Origin of the sequence: Microbispora sp. NPDC049125, from assembly GCF_040802045.1 — a bacterium.
In the GTDB taxonomy this organism is placed as follows: Bacteria; Actinomycetota; Actinomycetes; order Streptosporangiales; family Streptosporangiaceae; genus Microbispora.
Genome location: NZ_JBEZDW010000014.1, coordinates 102,863 through 120,907 on the forward strand (window position 1 = coordinate 102,863; position 18,045 = coordinate 120,907).

Here is an 18,045-nt window from a genome sequence, read left to right on the forward strand (position 1 = left end):
GGCGACCCCCGATCGGTTCATCTCACCCTTCCCGTCACCGTTCAGGTCACCGTGATCGGATGGGCCAGGACGGAGTTGTGGCAGTAGCCCAGGGCGTTCCAGGGGGTGGCCTCCGGCTGGGTGCGGCCCTGGTCGTCGGTGGCTCGGACGCGCAGCACGTGGTCGCCGGGTTCGGCATCCCAGCGGAGCTGCCAGCGGGCCCACACTCCCGGCGCCGAGCGCGAGGTCAGTCTGGCGGGATGCCACGGGCCCCCGTCGATCCGCCAGCCGACGGCGGCGACGCGGTGCTCGCCCGCGTACGCCCGTCCCCGGATGACCTGCGGCCCGGACGCCAGGTGGGCCGGCCAGGGCAGCTCGACCAGGCTCGCGACGGGCACGCCCTCGATGGGCGCCGGCGTGTGGCTTCCCGGGGTGATGAGCACGTAGTCGTCGGTGGTCCACGGCACGCGCGGGAGCCGTGTGGCGACCTCGATCCTGGTCACCCATTTGATGCTGGCCGCACCCAGCCAGCCGGAGACCACGACCCGGGCCGGATGGCCGTGATCGGCGGGGAGCGGCTCGCCGTTCATGGCGAGCGCGAGCAGCGTGTCGTCGGCCAGGGCCTTGCGCAGGGGCATCGGCCTTCGGGCGTGCGCCGCGTCCAGTCCTTCGGGGGTGACGGCGCGGGCCTCGTCGGCGATGCCCGCCGGGGCGAACAGGTCCCGCAGGCGTACGCCGGTCCACTCGGCGGTGCCGATCGCCCCGCGTTCCCAGGCGACCCCCTCGAAGTGGTGGCCGGTCTCCGCGCCGAAGAGGGCGCGCCGGTTGCCCGCGCATTCGAGTGTGCGGACGACGGAGACGAGCGGGAAGCGGCGCCACAGCTCGTCGTAGGTGTAGACGAGGGGCCGGCGCAGCCCGTCACCCTCGACGCGCAGCGTCCAGGTGGCGGCGTCCACCAGTGGAGTCGGGGCGTGGTTGCGTACGAAGAACCGGTCGATCGGCGTGATGTCGCCGGGGATGCGGTCGGGTCGGGTGCCGTAGTCGAGCCCGGTGCCCGGATCCTCCATCAGGTCGGCGGGGGTCGGCTTCAGCACGCCCGCGGCGTGGCGGGCTTCCGTGATCGCGGCCGTTCCTGCGGTGCGGCGGCTCTGTCCGGGCATCGGCGTTCCTCCTGCTCGGCGAGGGGGAGGAGTGGTGAGAGGCATTCCCAGGAGGCTTGCTTCTCACGCTACGCCGGCCTCACGCGGCGGTCTCCACCGCCGCCGGACGCCTCAGCCCCAGGGCACATCGCCGCGCACCGGACGCGCGCCGAAGGCGTGCCGACGGACGTGTCGAGGGGCCTGTCGAGGGGAGCGTGTCGGGGCGTGTCGAGGGGGCGCTCAGCCCACGTGCCTGCTCGCCCGGCTGGCGTGGTCCTGCGCCCAGGTGGCGAGGCGGGCCCACCGCCGCGCGGACGCCAGACGGTGCGCGACCCGGGCGTCGTCCGCCGCGCGGTGCAACTCCGACAGGCGCTCGGTGGCCAGGGAGTAGTCGTAGAACATCGTGCTCTCCAGATCCTTCTGTAACTGCCTTTTTCATGTTCGTCAGTGACAAAAATAGTCTACCGATCGTCACTGGTCAAATGCGATTGGACGGTTACGAAGCCCTGAATTGCGGAGGAACGACCGGTTAGAGTGTCGTGCGATCAAGGACCGGCCGGATCCGCCGGCCACGGGTGGACGGGGGCGGCAGTGGACTTCCTTGTCTGGGTGATCCTCGGCGCCACGATTCTCGTGCTGGTCAGTGGATTCGCGGCGGCCGCGCGGCGGCTGCTGGGCCTGCACTTCGGACTCGTCAGGACGCTGCTCGGCGGCGGGCTGGCCGTGCTGATCGCCGGGCCGGTGAGCAGGGCGATCGCCGGCTCGGTGTCCAAAGACGAGGCGGGGATCACTCCCTTGTGGTTCCTCGTGCTCGCGACCGCCTGCGCTCTGCTGGCCTCGATGCTCTTCCTGGTGGTCGCCGAGGCGCTGGTGCCGACGGGGTCGGTCCCCGGGCCGGTCGAGCTGGTCCGGTCACTGCGCGGCCGTATCCGCCGCTCCCGTCGCTACCTGCGGATCAGCCGGATCCTCATCCGCCACGGCCTCGGGCCGTACCTGCGGGGGCGTGACCCGGATCTGGCCGCCCCCTCGGCGCGCGCGCGGCTCGCCCGCTCGCTGCGGGAGGCCCTCGACGAGGCGGGCGTCACGTTCGTCAAGCTCGGGCAGGTGATGTCGACCCGCGGCGACCTGCTGCCCGTGGAGTTCGTCGAGGAGCTGCGCCTGCTGCAGGACAAGGTGGCCCCGGCGCCGTGGGAGGAGGTTGAGCGGGTGCTCGTGGCGGAGCTCGGCGGGCCGGTCGAGGAGACGTTCGCGTCGTTCGAGCGGGAGCCGCTCGCGGCGGCCTCGATCGCCCAGGTCCACATTGCCCGGCTGAGGACCGGCGGGACGGCCGCGGAGCCTGGCGGGGAGTCGGGCGGGGAGTCGGGCAGGGAGGTGGTCGTCAAGGTGCAGCGGCCGGGTGTCGCCTCGCTCGTGGAGCGCGACCTCGACATCATCGCCCGCCTCGTCCGCACCGCGGAGCGGCGTACGCGCTGGGCCCGCGCGATCGGGCTGGGGGATCTCGCCCGGGGGTTCGCGCAGGCGCTGCGCGAGGAGCTCGACTTCCGGATCGAGCTGACCAACATGGCCGCCGTCGCCGCGGGGGCGGGCGCCGGGACCGTGCGCGTGCCCGTCCCGGATGTCGAGCACAGCAGCCGGCGGGTGCTCGTGATGGAGCGTCTCCACGGCACGGCACTCGGCACGGCGCTCGGCACGGCCGGGGGGCGGACCGGTGACCTCGACCGCGAGGAGCTGGCCAGGACGCTGCTCCACGCGCTGCTCGACCAGATCATGCTGCGCGGCGTCTTCCACGCCGACCCGCATCCGGGGAACATCATGCTGCTGTCCGGCGGCGGGCTCGCGCTGCTCGACTTCGGGTCGGTGGGCCGTCTCGACGCCTCGCTGCGGGCCGCGCTCCAGCGCCTGCTCGCGGCCCTGGACCGGGCCGATCCGCTGGGGGTCAGCGACGCGCTGCTCGAGGTCGTCCCCCGCCCGGACGAGATCGACGAGCGGGAGCTGGAGCGGGAGATCGGCCGGTTCATGGCCCGCCACCTGGTCCCCGGGACGGGCCCGGACGTCCAGATGTTCGGCGACCTGTTCCGGATCGTGTTCGCGCACGGGTTGTCGGTCCCGCCGGAGGTGGCCGCGGTGTTCCGGGCGCTGGCGACGATCGAGGGCACGCTGACACGACTGGCCCCCGGCTTCGATCTCGTCGAGGAGGCCAGGGCCTTCGCGGGACGCCATTTCGCCGCCCAGGCCGGCGACGGCGCGCGGATCCGGACGGCCGTCGAGCACGAGGTCGCCGCGCTGCTGCCGATGCTGCGGCGGCTGCCCCGCAGGGTCGAGCGGGTGGTCGGGGCGGCGGAGAACGGCAGGCTCAGCGTCAACGTGCGGCTGTTCGCCGACGCCAGGGACCGGCGGCACGTCACCACCCTGCTCCACCAGGTCCTGCTCACCGTCCTGGCCGCGACGACGGGGATCATGGCGGTCCTGCTGCTCGGCGCGCCCGGCGGGCCCCGCGTGACCCCGGGTGTCGGCCTCTTCCAGTTCCTCGGCTACAACCTGCTGGTGGTCAGCGCGATCCTGGCGCTGCGGGTGCTCGTCGTGATCTTCCGCGAGCCGCGGGACTGACCCGGTCCCGGAGGCCGGTCAGGAGACGTCGCGTTCCCGTCGCGCCGCGTCCGCGCCGAGCACGGCGTCGAGGAGGCCGGGGAACAGCGCGTCGAGGTCGGCCCGCCGAAGGGCGTTCAGCTTGGCGGTGCCCCGGTAGACCTGGCTGATCAGGCCCGCCTCGCGCAGAACGCGGAAGTGATGGGTGCCGGTCGACTTGCTGACGACCAGCTCGATCGCCGAGCATGCGGCTCCCTCCCCTTCGGCGAGGCCGGCCAGGTAGCGCACCACCTGGAGCCGTACGGGGTCGGAAAGGGCGTGCAGGACGGCCTCCAGGCTGATCTCGTCCCGTTCGGGATGGGCGAGTGTCCGGGGCTGGGAGGGGCTGGCGGATCGACTGCTGGGTGACACATTTGCTCCTCTGTGACCGTCTCCGCATTGTACGACGACTCTCGTAGTTTGACAGATGCCGTACTACGATGCTTATCGTATAAGCATTTCCCGCCCCCCTCGGAAGGAGCTCCTCGGTGAGCGCGCTCTTCGAACCCTTGACGCTGCGGACCCTGACCATTCCCAACCGGGTCTGGATGTCGTCGATGTGCCAGTACTCCGCGCCGGTGGAGGGGCCTGACCAGGGCGTTCCCGGTGACTGGCACCTCACGCACCTCGGCGCCCGAGCGGTGGGGGGAGCGGGCCTCGTCATGACGGAGGCGACCGCCGTCACCCCCGAGGGGCGGATCAGCCCGGCGGATCTCGGGCTCTGGAACGACCGACAGCAGGAGGGCTTCGCCCGCATCGCCCGATTCCTGCGCGAGCACGGTGCCGTCCCGGGTGTGCAGCTGGCCCACGCCGGGCGCAAGGCGTCCACGGACGTCACGTGGCGCGGCGGCGCTCCCGTCGGCCCCGACCGGCATGGCTGGCGGCCCGTCGGGCCCAGCCCGATCCCCTTCACCGACGCCCACCAGGTGCCGGCCGAGCTGACCCTCGACCAGATCCAGGGGGTGGTGGAGAGCTTCGCCGCCGCGGCGCGGCGCGCCCTGGCCGCCGGCTTCCAGGTGGCCGAGGTGCACGGCGCACACGGCTACCTCGTCCACCAGTTCCTCTCGCCGTACAGCAATCACAGGACCGACGCGTACGGCGGCTCCTTCGAGAACCGGACGCGGTTGGCGCTGGAGGTGGTCGACGCGGTGCGGGCGGTGTGGCCGGACGACCTGCCGGTCTTCTTCCGCGTCTCGGCCACCGACTGGCTCAGCGAGAACCCCGAGGACGGCAGGCAGGGCTGGACCGCGGACGAGACCGTACGGCTGGCCAAGGTGCTGCTGACGCACGGCGTCGACCTGCTCGACACCTCCACGGGCGGCATCGCCGTCGGGGCGCGCATCGCCACCGGGCCGGGATACCAGGTGCCGTTCGCCGCACGGGTGAAGGCCGAGACCGACCTGCCCGTGGCGGCGGTCGGCGAGATCACCGATCCGCACCAGGCGGAGGAGATCGTCGCCTCCGGCCGGGCGGACGCGGTGCTCATCGGCCGCGAGCTGCTGCGCGAGCCGTACTGGCCGAACCGGGCCGCCCGCGAGCTCGGCGCGACCGGCCGCTGGCCCGACCAGTACCACCGGGCCGTCTGATCCGGCCTCCGGGCCCTCGGGAGCCCCTGCTTCGGGAGCCTGAGAGGGCCCGGCGCGGTGGGCTACCCGCGGGGATCGCCGGGCGGCTCGTGGGCCTCCGGGTCGCGCGCGAGGACCGACCGGCCGCCGTCGACCGGCACGGTCGCACCGGTGACGAAGGCGGCGCCGTCCGACAGCAGGTACGCCACGACGTCCGCCACCTCCTGGGCCGTGGCCACCCTGCCGAGCGGGTGCAGCCGTCCCATCTCGTGCTCGACCTGGGCGGCCGTGCCGGCGTCCAGCGAGGCGAGGAAGGCCTCGTAGCGCTCCGTGGCGACCGAGCCGGGGGCGACGGCGTTGACGCGGATTCCGCTCGGGCCGTACTCGACGGCGAGCGCCCGGGTCAGGCCCTCGATGCCCGCCTTCGCCGTGACGTACGGCGTGCAGCCGGGGACGGCCCGCCTCGCCTGGTGTGAGGTGACGTTGACGACGGCGCCGGGTGTGCCGGCGGCGAGGAAGCGGCGGATCGCGGTCGCGCAGCCGACGACGGGGGCGTTGAGGTTGGTCGCGATGAGCTCGATCATGTCCCGCGTGGACGCCGTGTGCACCGAGGCGTCCCGGAACACGGCGGCGTTGTTGACCCAGCCCGCCAGCGTGCCGGCGGACTCCGCCAGGTCGGCGGCCCGCTCGGCCGCCCCCTCGTCCGCCGCGTCGCCCGTCACGGCCATGACGCGGGGGCCGGCGGGATGCCCGTCGATCCACGCGAGCGCGGCGGCGTCGAGCTCGATCGCGACGACCGCGCCGCCGTCGGCGAGAAGCCGCTCCACCACCGCCCGCCCGATGCCGCGCCCGCCTCCGGTCACCACGTAGGAAGTAGTCATGGCCCACCGCTGACCACCGGCACCGGGATGAAACCACCGAAGTGTCCGTCAGGTCGCGTGATGAGCGCATGAGCCTGGGCGCGTGCTCGCATCCCTTGGCCTGGGGGTACCAGCACCCTTGGCCGATGTGGCGCAGAAGCGTGTAATCCCCCATATGGATCGCGCGATCGCATCGCTCGCGGGACGCGGCCTCTTCGCCGGCCCGCTCGTCGAAGGAGCGGGATGAGCCTGTCGGGTTTCTGGCTGTCGCTGGAACTGCGCCGCCGGTGGCGGGCGCTGGCCGTGCTCGCTCTGCTGATCGCCTTCGCTTCGGGCACCGTGCTCGCGGCCGTCGCGGGGGCCCGCCGGGGGGACACGGCGGCCGACCGGCTGGCGGCCGCGACCAGGGCCGCGACCGTGGTGATGCGGCCCTTCGATTCGGACGCGCGGTTCTGGGCCGCGGTCCGCGCCCTCCCCCAGGTGGAGGCGCTCACGACCCTCCCCGCGATGGCGTTCGGCGTGGACGACCTGCCCGACACCCGGAGCGGCCTCACGCTCCCGCCGGGCGACGCGGAGCTCTTCCGGACGATCGAGGTTCCGGTGATTCTGGACGGCCGGCTCGCCGACCCCGGGCGGGTGGACGAGGTCGTCGTCACCTCGCTGTTCCGGGAGAACCGGGGCAAGGGTGTCGGAGACCGGGTGACTCTGCGGTTGATGACCCCGGAGCAGGCCGCCGCCACCAACCGCCCGGGGGGCGGGCTGCGACCGGCCGGTCCGGCGATTCCGGCCCGGATCGTGGGCGTCGTGAGGTCGTCGTGGTTCGCCGAGAACCCCGGAGGAGGAGGCGGCGTGATCGCGTCGCCGGCGTTGTTCGCCCGGTACCACGCCAACATCGTGGGCGCTCACAGCGAGATCCCGATCGAGGGCCTGGCGCGCCTGAAAGGGGGCCGCGGTGCCATCGCGGCCTTCCGCGCCGACGTGAGCAGGGTGACGGGCTCGTACGTCGACATGGAGGACATCGACGCCACCGTCACCGCGCATCGTCGCCAGGTCGACGGCTACGAGGCGGCCGCCCTGACGTTCTTCGCCGCTGTGGCGGCGGTGGCCGCGATCGTCCTCGTGGGCCAGGCGATGGCCCGCTACTGCGGGACGGCGATCGCCGAGCTGCGGAGTCTGGGAGCCGTCGGCATGACTCCGCGCCAGCAGGTCACGGCGGCGTCGGCGGGTCCCACTCTCTCTGGAATCGCGGGCGTGCTCCTCGGCGTCGCGGGGGCCGTGGCCGCGTCGAGCTGGATGCCCATCGGCAGCGCGGCCCTGCACGAGCCCGCGCCCGGCCTCGACGTCGACGCGCCGGTGCTCGTGCTCGGCGGAGCGCTCGTCGCGGTGCTGGCCGGCGCGGGCGCCGCCGCCACCGCGGCGGTCATGCGAGCGGTCGGGCCCACGACGACGGGTCGCCGATCGGCGATCGCCCAAGCCGTGGCCAAGGCGGGCCTTCCCCTGCCCGTGGTGGTGGGAGCCCGGTTCGCGCTCGAGCCCGGGCGGGGCCGTACCGCGGTGGCTGTACGGCCCGCGCTGGCAGGGGCGGTGGCCGGGGTGCTCGGCGTGCTGGCGGCGTTCACCTTCTCCGCCGGCGTGTCGGAGGCCGCGGGCAATCCGGCGCGCTTCGGGCAGACCCAGCGACTGGAGATCTATCTGGGCTTCGGCGGGGACGACGTGACCGGAGCCGCGCCGCTGGTCGCGGCGATCGCGCGCGACTCCGCGGTGGCGGCCGTCAACGACTCGAGGATCTCCGTCGTCCGGTCGCGGGGCGTGACCTTCCCTGTCTTCACGTACGACCCGGTGGGTGAGCCGCTGGAGGCGGTCCTCTTCAAGGGGCGCCTTCCGGCCGGGCCCGGCGAAATCGCACTGGGGGCGGAGACAGCCGGCCAGTTGCGCATGCGTATCGGCGACCGGGTCTCCGTGCCGGGGGCCGAGACGACGGCCATGAGCGTCACCGGGATCGGTCTCCTGCCGGCCGGACTGCAAAGCGGCTACACCCAGGGAGGCTGGGTGACACCGGCCGCCTTCCGGCACCTCGTCGCTGGAGGTCCTTTTCCCTTCATGTGGCACATCGCGCACGTCGCACTGCGTCCGGGAGCCGACCCTGCCGTGGTCGTCCCCCGGCTGCAGAAGATCGCGGACGCGGTGACGGCCGGAGACCCGGTGACGGTCGGTTTCCCGGCCACGCCCCCGCCGCAGATCACCGAGATCCGCGACATCGCCGGCCTGCCGGCCCTCCTCGGCGGCTTTCTCGCGCTGCTCTCCGTAGGAGCGACGGGCCACGTGCTCGCAACGGCCATACGGCGGCGGCGCCATGAGGTCGCCGTCCTGCGCGCGCTCGGCATGACCCGTCCGCAGGCGCGCCTCATCGTCGTCACGCAGGCGACCGTGCTCGCGACGATCGGCCTGCTCGCCGGGATCCCACTCGGCCTCGCCCTCGGCCGAACCGTCTGGCGTGTGGCCGCGGAGCAGACGCCCCTCCAGTACGTGCCGCCCTCGGCGCCTCTGGCGCTCGCGCTCATCGTCCCGGCGGCCCTGCTCATCGCCTGCCTCCTCGCCGTGTGGCCGAGCCGCGCCGCCGGGCGGCTCCGCATAGCGGCCGTACTCTCCGCGGAGTAAGGCCACGTGAGGCCGGGTGAGAACGCGCCGCGGGGGGCGTCAGTCACCGGGGAAGCGCCGTACGGCCACGATCGACGCGAGGTCGGGGGCCGGCCGGAGCTCCACGGCCCGCAGGGACGGGTGCTCCAGCCAGTGCAGCCGGGCCTCGTCGGGCCTGCCGTCGTGTGACGGCGGCCAGCCTCGCGCCGGGGTGAAGTCGTCGATGACGAGGGTGCCGCCGGGTTCGAGGAGGAGGTCCGGGTCGGCCGCCGCGCCCGTCTTGCCCTGCCCGCCGCCGTCGAGCACGACCAGATCGTACGGCGCGTGGTCGTAGACGGCCGTCCAGTCGCCGTGGACGACGGTGACGTCGGGCATCCCGGCGAACAGCTCGGCCACCGCGGCGGCCATCCCGGCGTCGCGCTCCACGCTGACGATCGGGACGCCGGGCGTCGCGCCGACGGCCATCCAGGCGAGGCCGACGCCGCATCCGGTGCCGGTCTCGGCGATGCCGGTCCGGGCGCCGGAGGCCAGAGCGCACAGCAGCCGCCCCTGCTCGGGACGGCACGAGAAGGGGAACGCCCGCCGCCGCGCCAGCTGTACGGCGCCGGCGACGAGAGGCGGCAGCCGCATGCCGGCGTGCGCGCCGGTGCCGTCGATCGCCACCACTCCAGCATGCCCCGTGAGGGGATGAAGACCGTCATGCGGGTCGGGGAGTTCGGCCGGTACGTGGGTAGGGGCGCGGTATGGCTGAAATCGGATACACCCTGATGAGCGAGCAGACGCCCGCCAGGCAACTCGTGGAGGACGCCGCTACGGCGGAGCGGGTCGGTTTCGACTACGCGGTCATCTCCGACCACTACTTCCCGTGGCTGGAGGAGATGGGGCACTCGCCGTACGCCTGGTCGGTGCTGGGCGCGGTGGCGCAGGTCACCGAGCGGCTGCCGCTGATGACCTACGTGACCTGCCCGATCATGCGATACCACCCGGCGGTCGTGGCGCAGAAGGCCGCGACCATGGGGGTTCTGAGCGAGGGCCGCTTCACCCTGGGCCTGGGCGCGGGGGAGAACCTCAACGAGCACGTCGTCGGCCACGGCTGGCCTCCGGTGAACACGCGGCACGAGATGTTCCGCGAGGCCATCGAGATCATCAAGGAGCTCTTCCAGGGCGGCTACCGCAACTATCGCGGCGAGTTCTTCGACATCGACTCGGCGAAGCTGTTCGACCTGCCGGAGCTTCCGGTGCCGGTGGCCGTCGCCGCTTCGGGCGTCCAGTCGGTCGACATCGCCTCCGAGCTGGGGGACGCGCTCGTGGCCACCGAGCCGGACGCCTCGCTCGTCGAGAAGTTCGCCGCCTCCGGGGGCGAGGGCAAGCCCGTCTACGGCCAGCTGCCCATCTCCTACGACCAGGACCGCGACGCCGCCGTGGAGCGGGCGCACCGGCTGTGGCGCTGGTCGGCGCCGGGCTGGAAGGTGATGGCCGAGCTGCCCGCGCCCGTCAGCTTCGCGGCGGCCACCGAGACGGTCCGTCCCGAGGACGTGGCGGAGAAGGTGCCGTGCGGCGCGGACGTGGACGCCGTCGTCGAGGCGGTGCGCCAGTACACCGACGCGGGCTTCACCCACGTCGCCCTGGTCCAGATCGGGCACGAGCACCAGCGGGAGTTCTTCGACTGGTCCGAGAAGGAGCTCCTCCCGGCGCTGCGCCGGCTCTGATCCTTCGAGCGGCTCAGATCGCGTCCCAGGGGACCGACTCGTAGGTCTCGGTCACCGTACGGGTGAAGGCCGCGTCCACCGGGAGATCGAGGTCGTCGATCCGGCTGACGGGGGCGACCCCGTGGGAGTTGGTCACGACGGCCGAGCGGAGCGACGGCAGGTCGGCCAGCCGTACGGGACCGCGTCGTGAGGGCAACCCGGCGGCGGGCAGCAGGGGTTCCAGGAGCTGCATGGTGATGCCACTCAGGCAGGGGGCGTCCGGCCAGAGCACACCCGTGCCGTCGAAGAAGCCGATGTTCGCGATCGCGCTCTCCGCGATGACGCCTCCGGGGCCGGTGAGCAGCGCGTCGTCGAAGCCCTCACGTACGGCCCGCCTGGCGTGGTACATCTGCCCGAACCCGCCGACGTGCTTGATGTGCGGCGCCGGGCGCTGGTAGGAGACGGACCTGAGGCTGAGCGGAGCGCCGGGCGACGGGGCGGGCGGGCGGACGGTCACCATGACCGCCGCCGCGTCCGCGTCGTCCGGCCAGTGCACGATCACCCGCACCGACGCGTCACGGACGTCGTCGCCCAGGGCGTGCCGTACGCGATGGCGGACCAGGTCGCCGTCGAGGCCCGCGCCGAACAGCTCCCGGTTGCCCGCGTCCAGCCTCGCCAGGTGGAGGCCCAGCCCGCGGACGCGCCCGCCCCTGACCTGCATGGCGGTGAAGTGCCCGTAGTTGACGAGCGCGGGATGACGCAGTCGTTCCGCCGTGGGAGGGCGGCCGTCGATCTCCATTCGGAGCAGCATGCCTTCACCGTAGCGACCGGCGGACGGACGGCGATCAGCCGCGGGCAAAACACCTGAAGACGGCCTCCACCAGGGCATCCCTGGTTCCGACCTCACGCGGCCAAATCTTTTGGTCAGCAGGCTCTCAGTTAGGCGCAGACCGGCACTACCGGATTGTCGTGGCTGCGCACCGCGGGGAGCCAGGCGTGGCCACCGGGCGCGCTGTCGAGCCGAACCCTGAACCAGCGTGTCGTGCCGACGCCCGTTTCGTCTTCAACCCGTTCGCCGTCATAAAGGACACAGTCGACAAGCAAGACGTCGTTGTGCCATACGCGGTGGCTGACCACATTGTCGGCGTCGTATTTCAGTCTCGGATCGCGGGCCAGGCCCATACTGCAGGCAGGCAACCGTTCCTTCTGACTCTTGCAGTCGCCCTCGATGTTGAAAACCCGTATCGCCGCGGTTGAGGAGGCCTCTGGCTCGCGCTTCGCGATCGCCGGCAGGTTGGATTTCTGATCTGCTCGCAGTATGACGGCGATGATGGCAACGGCTGCCACGAGGAACGCCGCCGCCAAAAGGGCCCACGCGGTGCGGAGACGAAGGCGCGGCGGTGATGCGGGCGCAACCGGCTGTGGCGCCCGCGACTCGCCGGTCTCCTCGGGTTCCGCGTCCTGAAGCACGGCAGGGCGTTCGGGCGACGTCTGTGAGGACCGCGTGGCACCGGCGAGCGCCCATAACCTGTGCAACTCCCGGAGTTCCTCGCCGGTGGCCCCGCATGCTTTGGCGAACGCGTGAACGGCGCCGTAGCTGACCGGCAGTTTGGTGCCCGAGCAGTAGCGATGGAGGCTCGATCGGCTGATCCCGCTCTGTTTGGCCAGCGCCTCGAAGCTGGTTCCGGCACGCTCCTTAAGCATACGAAGGCGGGCCGCGAACCGCTCGGTTTCCTCCTCATGTGTCATTGCACCCTCTCACAGTAAGAACGAGTCGCTTACCGGTCCGCGACCGCCGAGAGCGTCGTCCCATAGCTGTCTCAGCAGGTACGCGGGGGCGTGCACATCATGATCGATCGGGACGTCTCAGTATCCCACTTCGACCACTTCCTTGCCATGCGTCACTGCCTGGCACAAGCGTCGTTCTTCCATTGGCGTGATGGGTGTGGAGAAGGCGGAACCGTTCGTGACCCCGTCGAGGACGGCCTTCATGCGCACTTCAACCTGAAGCGTAAGCACACATAAGCAGGGCCAGGACACCGCGGTTACGGCGCCTGGTCCTGCGATCAGATGAACATGCGGTGTGTCAGGGAGTGGTGAAAAGCGCCATCCCTGACGGTGCGGTCCTGGATCCCATGTACACCTGAGGATTGCCGAACCTGTCCTTGGTGACCTGGAACTGGACGGAGAAGCTGTATGAGCGGGCGCACGGGAAGTGGACTCTCGGCGTGCAGGTGCTCGCGTAGATGTTCCCCCGGAAATACCGGTAGTAGCTCCCGGTCGAGTCGGTGGGAATGCTCGTGCCGTCGATGTAGAATCCGAGATTCTTTCCGGTGCTGTTCACCTGAGCCTTGGTCACTGAGGCTGACCAGGACGAAGGCGCCTGGTCGCTGCACGCGTAGAAGTGGAAGTCCACCTGGCCGTAGCGAAGCTTGCTGGTGCTCGAGCCGGGATAGACGGAGAAGGTCGGGGATGTGCAGGCCAGGGCCCTGGAGGTGGTGGCGGAGGCGGCGGGAGAGAAAGTGGCGGCGAGAAGCGAGAACCCCGCCACCGCGGTCGAGAAACGCGCGATGCTCCTGGCCCGACCCGAGCGGTCCGCCGATGTTCTGACCGGGGCGGGCCGATCAGCCGCCCTGCGAGTGATTCGCGGAAATCTCATGGGACTCCTTAGAGGGGCGTTACTTCACGTGCCGTGGCGGCGATTCTTTCGTTGTTTCCCCAATTTCTCGCCGCCGGGCGCCGTTGGACGACGACAACGTAAAACCCCGGTTCGACGGCGGCCAAGGGAAATGGCGAAGGCGGGACGCCGGGATGACAAGGGCCCGCTGACCTGCTGGGACGAGAGCGCGTGGGATTACTTTGGGACGAAGACCGTTCGCCGGCCTGCCGCAGCCAGGATGGAAGCATCGATTCGCGAGGCGAGCAACGAGCACGCATGATCGGGCCGGCGCAGGTAGCCGTCGCCGTTCTGATCGAGTACCTCGGCGAAGAACCGGTCGGCCGATCGGAGCACCTGGTCGTCCTCGTCGGAGGCAGGGGTCCAGCAGACCCATGAGGAACTCCACCCGTGTTCAGATCCCCCGGAGGTGGCGGGTGGCACGGCCCCTGTCCCATCGGCATCCCACGGCGCCCGCGTCATAGCAGGTCATCCTGCCTTTCGCCATCCCGTCGTCCCACCGTCGTGTTTTCTCTTGGCTGCCACGGAAGCGAAGATTTATGTTGTCCTCGTCCAGCGGCACTCCGGCGGAAAGAAATGCGGGAAAACAGCGGAGGAATCGCCGGCAAGGCATGCCGAAACATCCTTCCTTCTTGTAAGGAGTCCAATGAGATTTCCGCGTATCGTTCGAAGGGTGGCCGATCGGCCCACCTCGGCCGGCGTATCGGCGGACCATTCGAATCCGGCCAAGAGCATCGCGCTTTTCTCGACAACAATGCCCGTCATTCCCTCGGGCGCGAATCCTCCCGAAAGCTGCGGATGGCGCTGAAAGGCTTCGCGGTGGCCGCCGTCCTCACGACCGCGATCGCCAGCCCTGTGGCGAGTCCCGCGTCGGCCGCTGCCGCCGCGAACTGCCAGACCAGGGCCGCGACCCTGTGGGGCTACGGAGGCCCCTTGGATTTCAAGTGCGTCGGAGCGAACAAGACCAGCGCCATTGCCTACGCGTTCTCAGCGGGCCCCTGGTCCGGCGCCGTTTACACCATCGAAGACGATCCCTACTTCTTCTGCGACGGAGCCTCGTTCAACATCCGCGACCGCACTGTGTACGAGGTCTATCTCAACGCGACCAAGCCCGCTCGCTGCAAATAACGTGAGGCGGTCGTGCGTCCAATCCGTTTGCGCACGGCATGGGTTCGGCCGAACGCTGACACACCCAAGCACCGATGCCCTTCGAGGTCATCGGCCAGGCCGTCGAGGAGTGACGACCTGACAACCCGGGCGGGGGCCGAGGGGGCGCTGTGACAGCTGGTGACCATGTTGACCCGGACGTTGCAGCGGGGACGATTAAAGCGATATTTCACCCATTCGTTTCATTCTGGGCAGGTGCGCATGCGAGAAATCGGGAAATTTCATTCCCTCCAGGCAATCGCCTTCAGTGCGACGCTCTTAGCCGCATTGCTGGCACCCATGGCGGCTCCGGCGCACGCCGCCGCCAGCTGTGGAAGCTTGATCAGCCCTTATCACTTCACGAACAAGCACCGCAAGGCCTGGCTGGTGCTCCCCGACGGGCGGAGCCTTGAGACTCGATCCGGCACGCCATCGACCGGAACCGGTACGTACGGTTATGCCTGGATTCCCTCGTCGAAGAGTGGCGAGTACATCTGGATCGACTACTCGGAGAACAGTCACAAGGACTGGGTCCAGTGCGGTCTGCAGGCCATGAGCTCCACCGGCCCCAACTACAGCAGAGCTCGCTTTAAGGCGGCCAGCTCCTCGGTCTGCATCCGAGCCGGATACCGTTACGGCGGTATTTCCTATGTCACGTCATGGTGGTGCGGATAGCGGAGGCGACGAGGTGAATTAGATCGAGCCCGCCCGCGAGTGCAGGATGAACGAGGCATCAGCCCAGCTCAAAGCATGCAAGCAGCCGTACGGCCTCCACTCTCCGCGATGACGCCTCCCGGGCCGGCGGCCGTCGATCTCCATTCGGAGCAGCATGTCTTCACCGTAGCGACCGAGGACGGACAGCGGTGAGAGGATCGTGATCAGCGAGCGCACCGATGGGAGGACGTCATGCCCGCACGCACGCGGCCGGTCAGGGTGGCGGACGGCGAGTTCGACCTGCACCTGTGGTTTCCCGAGCGCGGGCACGGCCCGGGGCTGCTGCTGATACCGGAGATCTTCGGCGTCAGCGACTACATCCGGGCCGTCGCCGCCGACCTGGCCTCGCTCGGTTACGTCGTCGCCGTGCCCGACCTGTTCTGGCGGCTGGAGCGGAACTGGGCGTCCGGCCACGATGACGAGGGGGTGGCCCGCTCGCTGGAGCTGGGCTCCCGGTACGACGTCGAAGCCGGTGCGGACGACTGCGCTGCCGCGTTCGAGACGCTGTCGTCGCTTCCGGAGGTGATGGGCGGGGCAGGGATCCTCGGCTTCTGCCTCGGCGGCTCCCTGGCCTACGTCCTCGCCGCCCGCGCCGAGCCGGCGGTGCTGCTGTCGTTCTACGGCACGGCGGTGCCCGAGAAGCTCGGGCTGCTGGACGAGATCCACTGCCCCGTCCAGTTCCACTTCGGCGGGCAGGACACGTACATCCCGCGGGACAAGGTGGCGGCGGTGGAGGAGGCCGTGGCGGGCAGGCCCGGCGTGGAGATCCACGTGCAGGAGGCCGCCGGCCACGCCTTCCACAACTTCCGCGCCCCCCGGTTCCACCATCCGGAGGCGGGCCGTACGGCCTGGCGGCTGGCGATGGACTTCCTCGCGCGCCGTCTGCCCGCGAGCTGAGCGGCCTCAGCCGTCCGAGCGCTGCAGGGCGGGCTCCTCGCTGGCGGGTCCGGCGCCCGGCCGGGTCCAGGGCAGCGCCGGCAGCCCCAGCCGGACGCGCAGGAACGTCCAGAAGACGGGGGCGGCGAGGAGCAGGCCGGCCAGCACCCACACGGTGGGGCTGTTGCCCACGCCGAACATCTTCAACGCCGACGCCAGCAGCACGAACGCCAGGGCACGCCGGATCAGGCCGCCGGGCGCCCGGGAGGAGATCCGCGACCCGATGTAGACGCCGGGGATCGACCCCACCAGCAGGGCCGTCGTGATCGAGAGCTGGAAGTCGCCGAACAGCAGGTGCCCCAGCGCCGCCGACATCACGAGCGGAACGGCCTGGACCAGGTCGGTCCCGACGAGCTGGTTGGCCTTGAGCGCGGGGTAGAGGGCGAGCAGGGCCACGATGATGAGCGAGCCCGAGCCCACCGAGGTCATGCCCACCACGATGCCGCCGACCGCTCCGACCAGCGCGGTAGGGACGGGCCGTACGGTGACGGAGGGCAGCCCGGTGGCGGCCGGCTCGCCGGGCGCGGCGGTGCGGCGGCCGGTCTCCGGCGTACGGCCCTCGGCCCGGTCGCGCAGGGCCAGGTATCCGCGCACGGCCAGGCCCGCCGCCGCGATGAGCAGCGCGATGCCCAGGCCCTTCTGGATCACGTCCTGTACGCCCTCGCCGTCGCCCAGCGCCCGGGCCAGCAGCACCCCGCAGAACGCCGCCGGGACGGAACCGGCGCAGAGCCAGGCCACGAGCCGGAGGTTCACCGTCCCCCGCCGCAGGTGGACGAGGCCGCCGATCGGCTTCATGACGGCGGCGGCGACGAGGTCGCTGGAGACGGCGGTGAGGGGAGGCACGCCGAAGAACGTCACGAGCATGGGCGTCATCAGCGCCCCTCCGCCCATGCCCGTCAGGCCGACGACGACGGCGACCAGAAATGAGCCGATCGCCATGGTGTAGTCGAAATGCACCCGCTAACCCTACCTTTCCCATCGGAATTAGGGATACCCCGTCTCGATGGGAGTGCCTTACCGTTGACATCGTTGTCATAGCCGGAATGCCGTTCCGGCGCTTACTCGGTTAAGTGGATACGACCGCCCAGGAGTGAGATCAAACGTGAGCATCTGCCCTCCGCTTACGCGGGCGCGGCCGTGACCGTCCTCGCCGTGGACATCGGCGGCACCAAGTTCGCGGCGGCCGCGGTGACCGCCGACGGCGAGATCCTGGCCCGCGCCGAGATCCCGCTGAGCGGCTCGGCCCCGGCCGGTGACACCCTGTCGGAGGTGGTCGCCCGGATCACCGCCACCGTGCCCCCCTCCGAGCTGAAGGGCGTCGGTGTGGGATCCGCAGGCCCTCTCGATCACGTCGAGGGAACGGTCAGCCCGGTGAACATCCCGAGCTGGCGGGGCTTCCCCCTGGTCGACGTCCTGGGCGAGATGCTCCCCGGCCGTCCCGTACGGCTGGCGGGCGACGGCCAGTGCATGGCACTCGGCGAGTGGTGGCGGGGCACGCCGGACGGGCCGGTCTCCCGGGCGATGCTCGGCATGGTCGTGTCCACGGGCGTCGGCGGCGGGTTCGTCCTCGACGGCGTGCCGTACGTGGGGCCGACCGGGAACGCGGGCCACATCGGCCACATCACCGTCGACTCCGGCGGCGAGGCGTGCCCCTGCGGCGGGATCGGGTGCGTCGAGACCATCGCCAGCGGGCCGAGCATGGCGCGGTGGGCCGGATCGAACGGCTGGCAGGGCGACGACGCGCGGGCGCTGGCCGCCGACGCCGCTGACGGGCATCCGGTGGCGCGCCTGGCGTTCCAGCGCGCCGCCGACGCCCTGGCGACCGCGATCCTCACCGCGGCCGCGCTGCTGGACCTCGACCACGTCGTCGTCGGAGGGGGCGTCGCCGCCGCAGGGCCGGCCCTGTTCGATCCGCTCAAGCGTGCCGTCGAGCGGAACGCCGGGATGGCTTTCCTGCGCCGCCTGCGGGTGGAGCCGACCTCCCTGGGCCGCGACGCCGGCCTGTTCGGCGCCGCCGCCCTGGTGCTGCGGGCCACATGAGCCGGCCCACGTGAACGCGGCGCCGGTTCGGGGCGGGTC

General features: G+C 71.2%; 17 protein-coding genes. 8 read left to right on the top strand and 9 right to left on the bottom strand.

Annotation, left to right across the window (positions count from 1 at the left end; translation table 11 throughout):
- Window positions 1-41: 41 nt before the first annotated feature.
- Together AB0B72_RS18295 and AB0B72_RS18300 are read right to left on the bottom strand one after the other, a co-directional pair.
- Window positions 42-1,139: a sulfite oxidase gene (locus tag AB0B72_RS18295; protein ID WP_367739973.1), complete on the bottom strand. Its 1,098-nt coding sequence runs from the start codon at window positions 1,137-1,139 to the stop codon at window positions 42-44.
- A gap of 219 nt (window positions 1,140-1,358) precedes the next feature.
- Complete coding sequence (locus AB0B72_RS18300) at window positions 1,359-1,520, bottom strand: hypothetical protein (protein ID WP_367739974.1); 162 nt, start codon at window positions 1,518-1,520, stop codon at window positions 1,359-1,361.
- A 189-nt stretch (window positions 1,521-1,709) separates the two neighbouring features.
- On the opposite strand from AB0B72_RS18300, the gene AB0B72_RS18305 reads away from it, so the two are divergent.
- Window positions 1,710-3,725 (top strand): ABC1 kinase family protein, encoded by a 2,016-nt coding sequence (locus AB0B72_RS18305; protein WP_367739975.1) that lies wholly within the window; start codon window positions 1,710-1,712, stop codon window positions 3,723-3,725.
- 18 nt (window positions 3,726-3,743) lie between these two features.
- On the opposite strand, the gene AB0B72_RS18310 is transcribed toward AB0B72_RS18305, so the two are convergent.
- Window positions 3,744-4,115, bottom strand: coding sequence for an ArsR/SmtB family transcription factor (locus AB0B72_RS18310; RefSeq protein WP_367739976.1), 372 nt, complete (start codon window positions 4,113-4,115; stop codon window positions 3,744-3,746).
- Between the two features lie 116 nt (window positions 4,116-4,231).
- On the opposite strand from AB0B72_RS18310, the gene AB0B72_RS18315 reads away from it, so the two are divergent.
- Window positions 4,232-5,329, top strand: coding sequence for an NADH:flavin oxidoreductase/NADH oxidase (locus AB0B72_RS18315; protein WP_367739977.1), 1,098 nt, complete (start codon window positions 4,232-4,234; stop codon window positions 5,327-5,329).
- A gap of 62 nt (window positions 5,330-5,391) precedes the next feature.
- Here AB0B72_RS18315 and AB0B72_RS18320 read toward each other — a convergent pair whose 3' ends face one another.
- Entirely contained in the window at window positions 5,392-6,189 is a 798-nt protein-coding gene (locus AB0B72_RS18320; protein WP_367739978.1) for an SDR family NAD(P)-dependent oxidoreductase, read from the bottom strand.
- Between the two features lie 222 nt (window positions 6,190-6,411).
- On the opposite strand from AB0B72_RS18320, the gene AB0B72_RS18325 reads away from it, so the two are divergent.
- Entirely contained in the window at window positions 6,412-8,826 is a 2,415-nt protein-coding gene (locus tag AB0B72_RS18325; RefSeq protein ID WP_367739979.1) for an ABC transporter permease, read from the top strand.
- A 39-nt stretch (window positions 8,827-8,865) separates the two neighbouring features.
- Here AB0B72_RS18325 and AB0B72_RS18330 read toward each other — a convergent pair whose 3' ends face one another.
- Window positions 8,866-9,468 carry an O-methyltransferase gene (locus AB0B72_RS18330; protein ID WP_367739980.1) on the bottom strand — a complete coding sequence of 201 codons (603 nt, stop codon included), beginning with the start codon at window positions 9,466-9,468 and terminating at the stop codon, window positions 8,866-8,868.
- Window positions 9,469-9,548: 80 nt separating this feature from the next.
- Here AB0B72_RS18330 and AB0B72_RS18335 point away from each other — a divergent pair, with 80 nt between their 5' ends.
- Window positions 9,549-10,514, top strand: a complete 966-nt coding sequence (locus tag AB0B72_RS18335) for an LLM class F420-dependent oxidoreductase (protein ID WP_367739981.1) — start codon at window positions 9,549-9,551, stop codon at window positions 10,512-10,514.
- 13 nt (window positions 10,515-10,527) lie between these two features.
- Here the strand turns inward: AB0B72_RS18335 and AB0B72_RS18340 are convergent, their stop codons facing one another.
- The 3 genes from AB0B72_RS18340 to AB0B72_RS18350 form a co-directional block, all read right to left on the bottom strand.
- Window positions 10,528-11,304, bottom strand: coding sequence for an aminotransferase class IV family protein (locus AB0B72_RS18340; RefSeq protein ID WP_367739982.1), 777 nt, complete (start codon window positions 11,302-11,304; stop codon window positions 10,528-10,530).
- A gap of 128 nt (window positions 11,305-11,432) precedes the next feature.
- On the bottom strand, window positions 11,433-12,242 hold the full coding sequence (locus tag AB0B72_RS18345; RefSeq protein ID WP_367739983.1) for a helix-turn-helix domain-containing protein: 810 nt from the start codon (window positions 12,240-12,242) through the stop codon (window positions 11,433-11,435).
- A 337-nt stretch (window positions 12,243-12,579) separates the two neighbouring features.
- Entirely contained in the window at window positions 12,580-13,152 is a 573-nt protein-coding gene (locus tag AB0B72_RS18350; protein ID WP_367739984.1) for a hypothetical protein, read from the bottom strand.
- A 594-nt stretch (window positions 13,153-13,746) separates the two neighbouring features.
- Here AB0B72_RS18350 and AB0B72_RS18355 point away from each other — a divergent pair.
- From AB0B72_RS18355 to AB0B72_RS18365, 3 genes are all read left to right on the top strand, one after another.
- On the top strand, window positions 13,747-14,298 hold the full coding sequence (locus tag AB0B72_RS18355) for a hypothetical protein (RefSeq protein ID WP_367739985.1): 552 nt from the start codon (window positions 13,747-13,749) through the stop codon (window positions 14,296-14,298).
- A 234-nt stretch (window positions 14,299-14,532) separates the two neighbouring features.
- Window positions 14,533-14,991, top strand: a complete 459-nt coding sequence (locus AB0B72_RS18360; RefSeq protein ID WP_367739986.1) for a hypothetical protein — start codon at window positions 14,533-14,535, stop codon at window positions 14,989-14,991.
- Between the two features lie 231 nt (window positions 14,992-15,222).
- Window positions 15,223-15,927, top strand: a complete 705-nt coding sequence (locus tag AB0B72_RS18365) for a dienelactone hydrolase family protein (protein ID WP_367739987.1) — start codon at window positions 15,223-15,225, stop codon at window positions 15,925-15,927.
- 6 nt (window positions 15,928-15,933) lie between these two features.
- On the opposite strand, the gene AB0B72_RS18370 is transcribed toward AB0B72_RS18365, so the two are convergent.
- A complete protein-coding gene (locus AB0B72_RS18370) occupies window positions 15,934-16,923 on the bottom strand; it encodes a sulfite exporter TauE/SafE family protein (RefSeq protein WP_367739988.1) in 990 nt (329 codons plus the stop codon).
- A 180-nt stretch (window positions 16,924-17,103) separates the two neighbouring features.
- Here AB0B72_RS18370 and AB0B72_RS18375 point away from each other — a divergent pair, with 180 nt between their 5' ends.
- Window positions 17,104-18,006 carry an ROK family protein gene (locus tag AB0B72_RS18375; protein WP_367739989.1) on the top strand — a complete coding sequence of 301 codons (903 nt, stop codon included), beginning with the start codon at window positions 17,104-17,106 and terminating at the stop codon, window positions 18,004-18,006.
- Window positions 18,007-18,045 lie beyond the last annotated feature (39 nt).